The following is a 12,359-nucleotide window of genomic DNA, read 5'->3' on the forward strand; positions in this document are numbered from 1 at the left end:
CGCCATGATGCACGAGCACATCGAGGCCTTGCGACAGCGCTTTCTGCATAGCGGCGATGACGCGGACCTGCCCATCGTCGATGCGCATCATCACTTCTGGGATCTGGAGCGCAACTATCATCCGTGGCTGCGCGACGTGCCGCGCATCCCATTTCGTTACGGCGATTACGAAGCGATCTGCCATGACTTTCTGCCCGACGATTATTTCGCGAGAGCGGGCAATCACCGCATCGTCAAGACGGTGATGATGGAAGGGGAGTGGGACCCGCGCGATCCCACGGGCGAAGCGCGCTGGGCCACGGCGCTGCATCAGCGAACGGGTCTGCCCAGCGCGATGGCTGCGCAGATCTGGCTAGACCGCGACGACGTGACCGACGTGCTCGCCGCTTACCGTGATCTACCGCTCGTGCGCAGCGTACGGCACAAGCCCGCTACCGTGCCGCGCGCCGCGCATCGCCGCGATTTCAGCGCGCCCGGCTCGATGCGTTCCGAAGGCTGGCGGCGCGGCTACGCGCTGCTTGAAGCAAGTGGCCTGATGTTCGAACTGCAGGCGCCGTGGTGGCATTTCGAAGAAGCGGCCGAACTCGCGCGCGACTTTCCGCGCACGAGGATCGTCGTGAATCACACGGGTTTGCCTGCTGACCGCAGCGACGAAGCGCTTGCCGCGTGGCGCCGCGCGCTCGATGCGCTGGCGCGCCATCCCAATGTCTGGCTGAAGATTTCAGGCATCGGCGAGCAGGGCGCTGCGTGGAGCGTGGCGCGCAACGGCCCCGTCGTGCGCGATGCGATCGCCTGCTTCGGCACGGCGCGTTGTCTGTTCGCGAGCAACTTTCCCGTCGACAGTCTGGTGGTGACGCTCGACGATCTGTTCACCGGCTTCAAGACGATCGTCGCGGGTTGCACGCGCGAGGAGCGGCTCGCGCTCTTTTACGACAACGCGTGCGCGCTCTATCGCATCTAGGCACTGACACAGGAGACGTCTTTACATGACTGCACCGACCTACCGCGGCGTGTTCCCCGTCGCACCCACCATTTTCGACGAGGACGGGCGGCTCGATCTCGAAGGCCAGAAACGCGCCATCGATTTCATGATCGACGCCGGCTCGCATGGCGTGTGCATCCTTGCGAACTTTTCCGAGCAGTTCGCGCTCTCCGACGCCGAACGCGAGACCGTGCAACGCACCGTGCTCGAACACGTCGCGGGCCGTGTGCCAGTGATCGTCACGACCACGCACTTCAGCTCGCAGCTCTGCGCCGGGCGCAGCCGTGCGGCGCAACTCGCGGGCGCCGCGATGGTCATGGTGATGCCGCCATATCACGGCGCGACGATTCGCGTGAGCGAGCGCGACATCGAGGCGTTCTACCAGCGCGTGTCGGATGCAATCGACATCCCGATCATGATCCAGGACGCGCCCGTGGCGGGTACGCCGCTGTCCGCGCCGTTTCTCGCCAGATTGGCGAAGGAAGTCGAGCACGTGTCGTACTTCAAGATCGAAACCGCGCAGGCCGCCTCGAAGCTGCGCGAACTGATCGAACTGGGCGGTGATGCGATCGTCGGCCCATGGGACGGCGAGGAAGCGATTACGTTGATCCCGGATTTCGATGCGGGCGCGACGGGCGCGATGACGGGCGGCGGCTATCCGGACGGCATCCGCAAGATCGTCGATGCGTATGCGTCCGGCGACACCGAACAGGCCGCGGCGCTCTATCAGCAATGGCTTCCCCTCATCAACTACGAGAACCGCCAGTGCGGGCTTGCCGCCTGCAAGACGCTGATGAAGGAGGGCGGCGTGATCCGCTCGGACGCGGTGCGTCATCCGCTCGCACCGATGCATCCCAAAGTACGCGAAGGGTTGTTGAAGGTGGCGCGCAGGCTTGACCCGCTGGTCTTGCGCTGGGGCCGCTGAACATCGTTTGAACCCGCGCGTGAACCCTGCGCGCCCATCCACGCTACATCGACCAACATAAAACGCTCGCGATCCGGCGAAGCGGCAGGAGACGTCATGACCTCATCTTTTTCAGGCAGTTCATCCAGTGCGGACGTTGACACTGGCGCGATGGCGGTGGACGAAGAGCATCGGCTCTTCCGCAAGATCGCGTGGCGCTTCTTGCCGGTGCTGATGCTCGGCTATCTCGCCGCGTCGATCGATCGCGTCAACGTGGGTTTCGCCAAGCTGCACATGGCGCAAATGCTCGGCCTGAGCGACGCGATGTATGGTTTCGGTGCGGGCATTTTTTTCGTTGGCTATTTTTTCTTCGAAGTCCCGAGCAACCTGATTCTCTACCGCGTCGGGGCCCGCCGCTGGCTGGCGCGCATCATGGTGAGCTGGGGTGTGGTATCTGGCCTGATGATGTTCGTCAGCACGCCGTGGCAGTTCTATGCCGCGCGTTTCGCGCTCGGCGTGGCGGAGGCGGGCTTCATACCCGGCGTCATTTACTACCTCACGAGCTGGTTTCCCGCGCATCGGCGCGGCCGCGTGATGGGCGTGTTCTATATCGCGCTGGCGCTGTCCGGGCTGATCGGCGGTCCCGTGTCCGGCTGGATCCTGCAGACCACGCCGGGTGTCTGGGGCCTGGCGGGCTGGCAGTGGATGTTTCTGCTCGAGGCGCTTCCGACCATCGCCGTGGCGGGGCTGATCCTTGCCACGCTCGACGACAGGATCGAGGATGCGCAGTGGCTCGATGCCAGCGAGCGCGCCAATCTGCTGCGCGTGATGCAAAACGAGGTGCGCCATAAGCGGCATCTGTCGATGCGCGAGATGTTCGCCAATCGTCACCTCGCCGTGATGTGCCTGATCTTCTTCGCGAACATCTTCGCGATGTATGGCCTCGGCTTCTGGATGCCCACGCTGATCAAGAACATGGGCGTCGCCAGCGATCTGCATATCGGCCTGCTGTCCGCGCTGCCGAGCTTATGTGCGATTCCGGCGATGGTCCTGTTCGGCCGTAGCGCGGACCGGCATGGCGAGCGCCGCTGGCATCTGGCTACGCTGTTCCTGATTGGCGCAGTGGGGCTGGCCTTGACGGTGATCTGGCAGCACGAGCCCGCGCTCGGCATACTCGCTCTCTGCGTAGCGAACTTCGGCATACTCGCCATTCCGCCGATGTTCTGGAGCCTGCCGACGGCGCTCCTGAGCGGCGCGGCGGCGGCTGCGGGCATTGCGCTGATCAACTGTCTGGCCAATCTGTCCGGCTTTCTCGGGCCGTATATCGTTGGCACGGTGAAACAGTTGACGGGCACCAGCGAGGCGTCGATCTGGCTGATGTGCGCTGTGCTGTTCGCGGGCGCGCTGCTGGTGCTGTCGATTCCCGCGCGGCTCGTCAATCGATGAAGCCTGACATCGACCGTCCGTGCCTCGCTCTCTGAATCACGCCATGAACGCACGCTCGCAAAACAGCATCGGTTTCGACCTGCCGATCTTCGACGCACACCATCATTTCTTTGATCTGTCGGACGGTCACTATCCGTGGCTGACCGACGCCTACGATCCGCAGTTCTTTCTCGGCGACTATCGCGCGATCTGCCGTGATTTTCTGCCGGCGGACTATCGCGCGGCGACGGCGGGCTTCCAGCTGATCGGCACGGTGCATGTCGAAGCGGAGCGCTCGCGCCGTGAGCAGGTCGCGGAGAACGGCTTCGTCGCGCGGCTCAATGCGCGCGAGGGCTTGCCGTCAGTCGCGGTCGCGCACGTGTATTTCACGCAGGACGATTGCGCGGAGGTGCTCGCGGCGCACGCGGCCGATCCGCTGGTGCGCGGTGTGCGTTCCAAGCCGGTGACCTCGACGCACGCGCAGGTGAGCGTGCGCGGCGAGCCGGGCACCATGCAGGACGAGGCCTGGCTGCGCGGTCTGGCCATGCTGGAACGCTTCGGCCTGTCGTGGGATCTGCGAGTGCCTTACTGGCATCTGGAGGAGGCAGCGGAAGTCGCACGCGGCGTCCCGGATACGGTCATCGTGCTCAATCACCTGGGGCTTCCGCTCGATCGCTCGGATGCCGGTCTTGCAATATGGCGGCGGGGGATGGCGGCGCTTGCCGATTGCGGCAATGTGCATCTGAAAGTATCGGAAACCGGCCTTAAGGGTGGTGTGTGGGACAGCGTCAGTAATCGGCGGGTCATTCGTGAGGCGGTCGACATGTTCGGCTTCTCGCGTTCGATGTTTGCGAGCAATTTGCCCGTCGGAAGTCTCTCTGCGAGTTTCGAACAGATGGTTGCGGATGTGGTTGGTGCGTTGCCTGCTGCGAGTGAAGCGCAATTGCGGGATCTTTTTGCGGGGACGTGTCGACGGGTGTACAGGGTGCCAGCATCGACGCCGATCTCAGCTTTCTGAGATGTCCTACCGTTCGTTCCAAATCGCGGGGTGAGAGTCGCCCCAAAAGATCATCATTTTTGGATTTGAAGGATCCGGGACCGTTGTCGGGCTTGTCTATGTACTGGGTTCTACGATGTCAGAATCTGACGCGAAGAAACTATTTTCGCATGGCACACTAAGGCTGATTCCCGACTATCCCTCACCATTGATGTCTGTATTGCCAGCACCTTCGGGCGACGCATTGTTTGAGTCTGAAGATGAGGGAATCCAGTTCAGACAGGCAAATTATTCAGTTATTTGACCTGCATGCGGTTAAAAGGGAAATCACTCCTATGCAGACTTGCGCTCGTGAAACTGGCACATTACGGGAGAGTGGCGGCAGACCTGTCGGGAGTGACCTTAAGGGGGAGGCTGACACAACTCGCATTCGTTTCCATCAGTAAATTGATGAAACTGTTTTAGGTCTGAAGTGGTCCCGTTCGGACGGCTGCTTTCGGAACGCTTAAATGTCCCTTATGAATCGGTTTTTTCGGTCTTTTCGGTCTTTCCGCGGTAACGCGAGGCAGGTTGCAGTGGTAAGGCAGTTATCGTGGCGTAGAAGCTTCGCCGCACATCCGCGATGGCGGAATGCGTGACTGCAGCGTTGGGCGAGCGGTCCCGAACATCAATGACAGGCGGGCCCTCGTAAAACGACGCCGTTCATATAAAAGAATACTCATCTTAATAGCACGATTCTGTCTCTCGATTTACTGCAAATTTGACGTTCAGGCGGGAAGATCTATGGGGCGCCCTATCTTTGCGGTCAAAGATCGCCCCTAGAACGCGTCATTACGATTTCAACTGCGGTTCGCGACCGACGCACTCCGCCAGAAATGCCATAGCCGCCTGGATAGCCGGCGTGCGCCGTAGATCGGGATAAGTGACAAGCCACAATGCTGCGTCGGGAGGGTTGTCATCGACGCTTAGCCTGACGAGCCCTGCGTCACGCTCGCCGAGGATCGTCGGTAGAATCGCAACCCCAACATCGTTTCGAGCGGCCATCTGCTGTGCGACAACATCGCTCGTTTCGAACACGATGGGTCTGCCGTCGAGGAATCGGCGCAGCCACACCTGATGCTTCACGTGGTCCAACGACGCATCGTAGGCGATGAACGCCCACTGTGCAGGAGGGCGTGCCGCGTAGGCGCGGCTTGCGTATAAGCCGAAGCGAATCGCACCGACCCGGCGCGAAAGTAGACTCGCCTCTTGTGGTTTGAACATTCGAATCGCGATATCCGCAACACCTCGGTCAAGCGGGGCGATTTCCGGGGTACTCGACATAACGAGTTTCAATGACGGATGGCGCTCGCGGAATTCCTGAATATACGGAGCAACGCAAAAATTGCCGATCGTAGGCGGCACGCTGATCCGCACTGATCCGGACATCAATGCCGAGGTCCGAAGTGCAAATCCGTCGATTGCCTGTGCGCTTTCCGTCATCCCGATGGCGAACTCGGCAACGACCATTCCATCTTCCGTTAATCGGGTGCTCCGGGGTAGCCGATGAACGAGTTTCAAACCGAGCGTCGCCTCGAGCGATGCGATGCGACGCCCGACCGTCGCGTGCTCAACAGAAAGCTCATTGGCAGCACCGGAGAGTGATCCAGTGCGTGCGAGCACGAGGAAGTACCGTAAATCTTGCCAGTCGAACATAGCGAATTCTTGACGGAGCGTGTGAACGGATAGGGAATACCGCGTGAGAACGTCTCAGTCTAATCTGGTCATCAATTGGACGCTGACGATCGTCCAAAACACCATGGAGATTGGACATGTTTTACGAACTCACTACTTTGTCCTCGCATATCCTTAAACTGTCTCAGGTAATCAGGAATGCGGAGGCTTACCTCCATCACTCTGAAATATCGGGTCATTGGCTCGGCGCATGGACCTCCGAAAACGGTCCACTTGGCAATCTGCGGATGCTGCGGGGATTCAATGACGCTGACGAGCTGGCGCGTGAACGAGAACGTGCGCTCCATCACTCGAATCCTTTCGGAGCAGCTACCAGCGACTGTCGGATCGAGATGGAGAGTTACGCAGGGTTTTCGTTTCTTCCTCCGGTAGAGCCAGGGTGCTTCGGCAAATACTACGAATTCCGCACTTACTGGCTTCGACCAGGCGGGCTTGAGCCTACTATTGAAGCCTGGAAGGCCGCGATGCCTGAGCGCTCGAAACGCTCGCCCCTGACAGTCAACATGTATGCGCTTGATGGCGCTCCTCGCATCACGCACATCTGGCCGTGGGAAAGTCTCGATGAGCGCATCGCGATCCGCGCGAAGTCTTACGCTGACGGCGTCTGGCCGCCCAAGGGAGGACCAGATCAGTTTTTTGACGCGACATCGACGATCTGGATCCCGACAGATAATTCGCCACTTAGCTGAATCTCGTATGCTGGTCTCGGCGGGGAGCGAGCATGCTTGCGTTGAGTTCCGCCTTTTGACCGAGATTGGCCGGCTGCCGTGAGTCGATCGTCGACAACTCAAAGCCGTTTGCGACGCTTGCGTCACTCACGCAATTCACAAGCGTGCTAGGCGGGAAGTAGTCCGGTAGCGCGATAGCCGTCGATCAGTGTGTCGTAGATGGAGACATCCGAACGGCTCCTCGCAATGAGCTGTGCGCCAGCTACGGCGGCGAAGATAGCGCGGGTCCATGGATCACTCCCTTTTGAATCAACAACCCCTGCCGCTGAGAGAACCTTGCTCAGCCAGGCGATATGCACCTCAGCGAAGGTTTGGACTTCCTGCATCATTTCACCGGGGAGGTCATCGCTTTCGGCAGCCATGAAGCTGCACAAGCAGATGCGATTTGCGTTTTCCAGCGCCTTGCGAAACGTTTCGGGATAGCGGTGCAGGCAGTGCAACGGGTCCGGGGATTCTTCCTGAAGACTTTCAAGAACCGCTGCCGAGTCCTCCCAATACCGCCGTGCCACCGTGCCACCGTGGCACCGAGGTCGGCCTTGTTCGTGAAGTGGTGATAGATGCTAGCGGGTCTGATACCGATGTCTTCCGCGAGATTCCGAAAATTCAATCCGCTGTAGCCGTGGGCCTGAGCAGTCTTCGTGGCCGCCGCCAGGATCCGCTCCCTGGAGCCGGAGTTCGATTCGTTCCGCATTTGTGCGGTTTTCCGCACAACTACTCAGTGTTGACAACCAAGACTGTTAACGCATATTGTTAAACTAACAAACGATAGGTAGGTAGAATTGCTGTTCGCCCGGACACCATTTCGAAGGGAAAGCCAAATGAGTGCTACTGCAACGAGTATCAATGACAATCAGTTGTCGACGATGACGGTTTATGACTTTCCGCAAGGGCCGTATCCGACGCGTGTGCGCATTGCGTTGGCGGAAAAAAATCTGCACTCGCGAGTGCGGTTCGTGCTGGTCGATCTGTACGCGGGCGAGCACAAGAAGCCCGAATTCATGGCAAGCAAGAACTACTCGGGCACGCTGCCGGTGCTCGAACTCGAGGACGGGACCTGTATTGCCGAGTGCACAGCCATAACGGAGTACCTTGACGGACTCGATGGCGTGCCGACTCTGACTGGCAGGGCGCCGCTCGAAAAAGGGTTGATCCACATGATGAGCAAGCGTGCCGAACTGGAACTGCTCGACGCCATAAGCGTTTATTTCCATCATGGAACGCCGGGATTGGGGCCGCACGTTGAGCTGTACCAGAACGCCGAATGGGGATTCAAGCAGCGTGACAAGGCCCTGCGCGGAATGTATTACTTCGATGCAGTTCTTCGAAACCAGCCATATGTCGCCGGCAAAGAATTTTCAATGGCCGACATCACGGTAATCGGCGGCCTGGTCTTCGCAGCTATCGTCAAGCTGCCAGTGCCGGCTGAGTGCACCGCGCTCCTGGCGTGGTACGAAAGAATGCAGGAGCGGCCCAGTGTAAGCACGCAGCCGGCGTTCTCCGTACCAGAGGCTGCATGAAAAATTTCATTTTCTGAAGATAAGTATTCCTACCAGGTGACGAAGAACCCGCCGATTTGTTGCGGGATTCGCGACTGCAGCACTTCAGCCCTCCATACCTCGGAGAACAATTCATGTCTGCATTACCTCGAGCAGTTCAGTCCGGTGGTATTTTCCACGGCCCGTATTACCTCAGCATCGCTGGTAATCTTTTGCCGTCGCTCGATAGCTTTGGCGTAATCAACCCGGCTACTGGTGAAGTATTCGCCAAGACTCCGATCGCGCCAATAACAGCCCGTTTGGCCTCGGCGGTTCGGTCTGGGGCCGCGATACTCAAGCCGTGGTTGCGGTAGCGAACCGTCTGGAAACGGGAATGGTCTGGGTGAACGAGATCCATACCCAAGGCGTCGACATTCCGTTCGGCGGGCACAAGCAATCAGGCCTCGGTACGGAACACGGTGCGGAAGGTCGTCAACTCTTTACCAATCCGAAGACGGTGCTGATAAGGAAATCCGTCAGGCAGCCACGAGTGGCTGCTAGTGAAGGGGGCGAGAGCGTGACTGATCAGGTGGAAATAAATAGCTACGCCTGGTCCCGACCGCTCTCAGGAACCCGCCACTTTGAGGTCTGACAATCTACGGCCTGCTGGAAGGAGCGTTGATGAATCGCCGCTAACGGCCGGGCCATCCGAGTTGCTGTGCCCGGTCGAGCGAGGCTCGCACTACGAGGCGATGGAAAGGAGCGATAAGGCCAAGATAGGCCCGACCCAGCAGACGATTGTAGAAGACAAGCGTAGTGACTATCAGGCGCTGGGGGCAGTCCTCGGATGCAGGCTGCACGAGAACCGACACGCGGAAATCAAGATGCCTGTCGTCCTCGCCTAGAATGATCTCGTCTTTATGCCGTTCGAACACGCGAAAAATGCTTAGCCGGTCGCCCCTCGCGACTTTCAGATCGACTGTTCTTTTAAGTCCGAACGGCCATACGGCAATGTCGCGAACTCCCTGTAGCATCGCGATCCACTTGGGTTGCTCGGCAAAGATGTATCGAGCGAGAGACTCTGCGTCGTTGCAGGCAGTCGCTGGCAAGTCCACCGAAAATGCGTCGACAAAATCAGCCCTGCCGTACGACCGGCTCAGCCGTGAGGTCGCCGGCAGGCCGACCTGTTCGGCTTTCTTCGAATTCGTCTGCATGCCCACTCTCCATGCGTTAGGATTTCCTTGCTGCCCCCGTGCGACTCAAGCGAACGCAGTCGAGAGAAATAGCGTGACAGATTCCTGCTAAAGCCGAGGTCAAACCGATTGTGGCGGTCCAGCAATGGACAAATGCCAAGACATTCATCCGGCGGCTGCGCGTCTGCGAGCAGACATTGGCGAAAGACGGACGGTCTTCAAATGAGGATCGGTGCCGATTTCGTCCGACCGAGAACATTGGACAGGATCACCCCCCTGGGGCAGCCCACCTCTTGATGCTAACCTCTGCCAGCACCTCGAATATAGCCGGCGTGCGTTCAAGGCGGGCGACCGTCCGTGTCCCTTCGAGGGCTGCAACCAATGCGGCCGCGGTAGTGAACGCGCGCTCGGGAGCGAAACCGCACCCCCTAAAATGCTCCGCAATAAGCTCGGTCGACTCAACAATCTGCGCGCTACCGTTTGGTCAGCTCAGCGTCGAGCGCGAGCAGCTCATTCGCCAGATTTTGCATTAGACATTCGTACTGGAAATCGGAGTCGACCATTTCGGCCGCGAATGCCCTGAAAATCTGAAGAACAAAATTCAGCGCATCACCCGACGTACTCGCCGAGAAGTGCAGCGCCATCAGCCGGCTGGTGGCGTCATCGACATACACCAGCAGCGTGCAGGCCGGCGCCCGGTCCTCGAACCAGCGGTGATCGCTGCCGTCGATCTGGATCAGTTCGCCCAGGCAGGCGCGCCGCGCCCGTGGCTGGTAGATCTTCGGCGGACGCTGCCGGCGCGGAATCCACAGTCCGGCCTCGGTCATCAGCTGCCTGACCGTCTCCTTAGTCAGCCGTGACATTCATCGAGCTTCTCGCGCGCCAGCGTCGGCCCAAAATCGGCATAGCGCTCGCGGATGATCGTCAGGGCCTGCAATGCCAGTCCTGCGTCGAGCTTGCGGTTGCCCGGTCGGCCACGTCTGCCGGACGCGACGCCAGATGGCCCGTGCTCGCGATACCGGGTCACCAGACGTTCGACCTGGCGCACGCTCAGGCCCAGCCGTTCGGCGGCACGGCCGGGCTTCAGACCGATCTCAACGATCGCCTGGATGACCTTCAGCCTGTCCAGTTCGCGCATGCTCAGACTCACCAGTGTCGTGTCCGGCTTCATGGCTGGCTCCTGCAAGATGCAGCACGGTGCCAGCTTGCCAGCGTTCAGAAACCCGACATCTGTAAATAGCCAGAACACGACATTCTCACATTGCTGCTACAGACAGTGTCAAAGCCAGATCCAGATGTCCGGGTTTGGACTTTTTAGAGATGTCCGGTTCTGAGGTTCAGAAATATCTACTTTTAAGGGGCTTTAAAGCACCGAGCCTGCCCGCGCTCCGGCAGTTCCCAGGATCGCCTCATTCAGGTCCTCACGCGTCAGTTCACGCTGCGTGCGAGTGCCCACCTTGCGCTGCTTCGGACGCGGCGCTTGCCCCTGATTGGTCCTCAATGGCGAGCCTGACGCACGCCGTTCATCGCGCTGCGCCTGGATCACCTGCGCCATCTGCAACGTGTGTCCCAGCCGCTTGTTGTCGACCACCGCGGCCCGGTCAATCTCCGAGAGCCGGTCGTAGCGGACACAGGGCAGGGCAGCGCCATTGGCCCGGATCTCGATGCGCCCGTCCGGATACTCGAACACATCCAGATAACGGTGAACGAGGCTGCGGTTCGCCACCGTATCCTCCAGCAGATAGATCACGCGGTCGTACTGCACCGTCAGTACCTTCGATACGCGCCGCGGCACGCGGACCGTCAGGATCAGGTCGAGATCGTCGTCAGCGCGCAGCGGCCGGTGTGCATCGAATGTGCTCCTGGGCACCTTGCCGAACCGGCCGTTGAAGTCAGCGATGAAGTGGGGCGCATAAGCGTTGGCCGCCTCCCTGGTACTGATCCCGCGTAGCCGCAGTTCCTTCACGAGACGATCCTGCAACGTCAGATTCGCGCGCTCGATCCGACCCTTCGCCTGACTGCTGTTGGCGCAGAACGTATCGACATTGAGCTCGTACAGCGCGCGCCCAAACTGCGTCACGCCCTTGCCAGGCGTCACCGAATGGCTGTTGCAATGAAAGACGCTGGCCCTGTCGCTATACAGCGCAACCGGCTTGCCATGCTGTTCAAGGTACATCCGCATCGCCTCGAAGTAGCTGAAGGTCGATTCGGTCGCCGTAAAATGCAGCGCCATCAGCCGGCCCGTTGCATCGTCGATGAACACCAGCAGCGTGCACGCCGGTGCGCGCTCCTCGAACCAGCGATGATCGCTGCCATCGATCTGCACCAGCTCGCCCAGACACGCGCGGCGGTTTCTCGGCTGATGGAGCTTCGGCGGACGCTGCCGGCGTGGAATCCACAGCCCGGCGTCACGCATCCAGCGCCGCACCGTTTCCTTCGCCAGCACCACGCCGTGACACTCCCGCAGCTTCTCGCAGGCCAGTGTCGGCCCAAAATCGGCATAACGCTCACGCACCAGCGCCATCGTGCGTGCACGGACATCGACCGGCAGTTCGCGGTTACTGGGCTGACCCCGTCGCGCCGAGATGAGCCCGGCCGGTCCCGCGGCTTCATAGCGGCGCACCAGCCGGCTGACCTGACGCTCGCACAGCTGCAGCCGTCCTGCTGCCAGCACAATCGTCAGCCGGTGCTGGACGACCGCCTCAATGATCTTGACCCGCTCGAGCTCGTGCATGCTGATCGTGATGAATCCACGTGCATTCATGTCCGGCTCCCAGGGCGATCACCATGGCGCAGCATGCGCGCAGCGCGTGGCCCAGGGGCGCCAAACCGGACATTTCTAATGAGCCAGAACCGGACATTACTAAAAAGCTCTGACAGACAGTATGTTGATAATTAAGATTATGTCAAATCATAAACAG

At 60.0% G+C, this 12,359-nt stretch carries 11 protein-coding genes and 2 pseudogenes; 7 read left to right on the top strand and 6 right to left on the bottom strand.

What is annotated here, in order from left to right:
• Window positions 1-4: 4 nt before the first annotated feature.
• The 4 genes from PPGU16_RS07670 (at window position 5) to PPGU16_RS07685 (ending at window position 4,329) form a co-directional block, all read left to right on the top strand.
• On the top strand, window positions 5-961 hold the full coding sequence (locus PPGU16_RS07670) for an amidohydrolase family protein (RefSeq protein WP_180722385.1): 957 nt from the start codon (window positions 5-7) through the stop codon (window positions 959-961).
• 25 nt (window positions 962-986) lie between these two features.
• Entirely contained in the window at window positions 987-1,907 is a 921-nt protein-coding gene (locus PPGU16_RS07675) for a dihydrodipicolinate synthase family protein (RefSeq protein WP_180722386.1), read from the top strand.
• Between the two features lie 96 nt (window positions 1,908-2,003).
• The gene (locus PPGU16_RS07680) at window positions 2,004-3,332 is read left to right on the top strand and encodes an MFS transporter (protein ID WP_180722387.1); all 1,329 of its coding nucleotides are present in this window, start codon (window positions 2,004-2,006) and stop codon (window positions 3,330-3,332) included.
• 43 nt (window positions 3,333-3,375) lie between these two features.
• Complete coding sequence (locus PPGU16_RS07685) at window positions 3,376-4,329, top strand: amidohydrolase family protein (RefSeq protein WP_180722388.1); 954 nt, start codon at window positions 3,376-3,378, stop codon at window positions 4,327-4,329.
• 810 nt (window positions 4,330-5,139) lie between these two features.
• Here the strand turns inward: PPGU16_RS07685 and PPGU16_RS07690 are convergent.
• Window positions 5,140-6,003: a LysR family transcriptional regulator gene (locus PPGU16_RS07690; protein WP_180722389.1), complete on the bottom strand. Its 864-nt coding sequence runs from the start codon at window positions 6,001-6,003 to the stop codon at window positions 5,140-5,142.
• Window positions 6,004-6,119: 116 nt separating this feature from the next.
• Between PPGU16_RS07690 and PPGU16_RS07695 the strand changes: the two genes are divergently transcribed.
• Window positions 6,120-6,731 (top strand): NIPSNAP family protein, encoded by a 612-nt coding sequence (locus tag PPGU16_RS07695; RefSeq protein WP_180722390.1) that lies wholly within the window; start codon window positions 6,120-6,122, stop codon window positions 6,729-6,731.
• Window positions 6,732-6,877: 146 nt separating this feature from the next.
• Here the strand turns inward: PPGU16_RS07695 and PPGU16_RS07700 are convergent.
• A pseudogene (locus PPGU16_RS07700) lies at window positions 6,878-7,461 on the bottom strand (TetR/AcrR family transcriptional regulator).
• A 127-nt stretch (window positions 7,462-7,588) separates the two neighbouring features.
• On the opposite strand from PPGU16_RS07700, the gene PPGU16_RS07705 reads away from it, so the two are divergent.
• Window positions 7,589-8,287 carry a glutathione S-transferase gene (locus tag PPGU16_RS07705; RefSeq protein WP_180722391.1) on the top strand — a complete coding sequence of 233 codons (699 nt, stop codon included), beginning with the start codon at window positions 7,589-7,591 and terminating at the stop codon, window positions 8,285-8,287.
• A 241-nt stretch (window positions 8,288-8,528) separates the two neighbouring features.
• The gene (locus tag PPGU16_RS42620; RefSeq protein WP_274599977.1) at window positions 8,529-8,897 is read left to right on the top strand and encodes an aldehyde dehydrogenase family protein; all 369 of its coding nucleotides are present in this window, start codon (window positions 8,529-8,531) and stop codon (window positions 8,895-8,897) included.
• A gap of 40 nt (window positions 8,898-8,937) precedes the next feature.
• On the opposite strand, the gene PPGU16_RS07715 is transcribed toward PPGU16_RS42620, so the two are convergent.
• The 4 genes and pseudogenes from PPGU16_RS07715 to PPGU16_RS07730 form a co-directional block, all read right to left on the bottom strand.
• Window positions 8,938-9,459, bottom strand: a complete 522-nt coding sequence (locus PPGU16_RS07715; RefSeq protein WP_180722392.1) for a DUF2867 domain-containing protein — start codon at window positions 9,457-9,459, stop codon at window positions 8,938-8,940.
• Between the two features lie 247 nt (window positions 9,460-9,706).
• A complete protein-coding gene (locus PPGU16_RS43365) occupies window positions 9,707-9,904 on the bottom strand; it encodes an LmrA/YxaF family transcription factor (protein ID WP_434064419.1) in 198 nt (65 codons plus the stop codon).
• Window positions 9,905-10,052: 148 nt separating this feature from the next.
• Window positions 10,053-10,576: pseudogene (locus PPGU16_RS07725) on the bottom strand (helix-turn-helix domain-containing protein); the annotation flags it as partial.
• Window positions 10,577-10,801: 225 nt separating this feature from the next.
• The gene (locus tag PPGU16_RS07730; RefSeq protein WP_180722393.1) at window positions 10,802-12,202 is read right to left on the bottom strand and encodes an ISNCY family transposase; all 1,401 of its coding nucleotides are present in this window, start codon (window positions 12,200-12,202) and stop codon (window positions 10,802-10,804) included.
• Window positions 12,203-12,359 lie beyond the last annotated feature (157 nt).

It is taken from the genome of Paraburkholderia largidicola, assembly GCF_013426895.1.
Classification (GTDB): domain Bacteria; phylum Pseudomonadota; class Gammaproteobacteria; order Burkholderiales; family Burkholderiaceae; genus Paraburkholderia; species Paraburkholderia largidicola.

Coding starts and splice junctions, on each gene's coding strand:
- PPGU16_RS07695 (WP_180722390.1), top strand. CDS start 6,120: ATGTTTTACGAACTCACTACTTTGTCCTCGCATATCCTTAAACTGTCT.
- PPGU16_RS07670 (WP_180722385.1), top strand. CDS start 5: ATGATGCACGAGCACATCGAGGCCTTGCGACAGCGCTTTCTGCATAGC.
- PPGU16_RS07715 (WP_180722392.1), bottom strand. CDS start 9,459: ATGCAGACGAATTCGAAGAAAGCCGAACAGGTCGGCCTGCCGGCGACC.
- PPGU16_RS07675 (WP_180722386.1), top strand. CDS start 987: ATGACTGCACCGACCTACCGCGGCGTGTTCCCCGTCGCACCCACCATT.
- PPGU16_RS07680 (WP_180722387.1), top strand. CDS start 2,004: ATGACCTCATCTTTTTCAGGCAGTTCATCCAGTGCGGACGTTGACACT.
- PPGU16_RS07690 (WP_180722389.1), bottom strand. CDS start 6,003: ATGTTCGACTGGCAAGATTTACGGTACTTCCTCGTGCTCGCACGCACT.
- PPGU16_RS07705 (WP_180722391.1), top strand. CDS start 7,589: ATGAGTGCTACTGCAACGAGTATCAATGACAATCAGTTGTCGACGATG.
- PPGU16_RS07685 (WP_180722388.1), top strand. CDS start 3,376: ATGAACGCACGCTCGCAAAACAGCATCGGTTTCGACCTGCCGATCTTC.
- PPGU16_RS07730 (WP_180722393.1), bottom strand. CDS start 12,202: ATGAATGCACGTGGATTCATCACGATCAGCATGCACGAGCTCGAGCGG.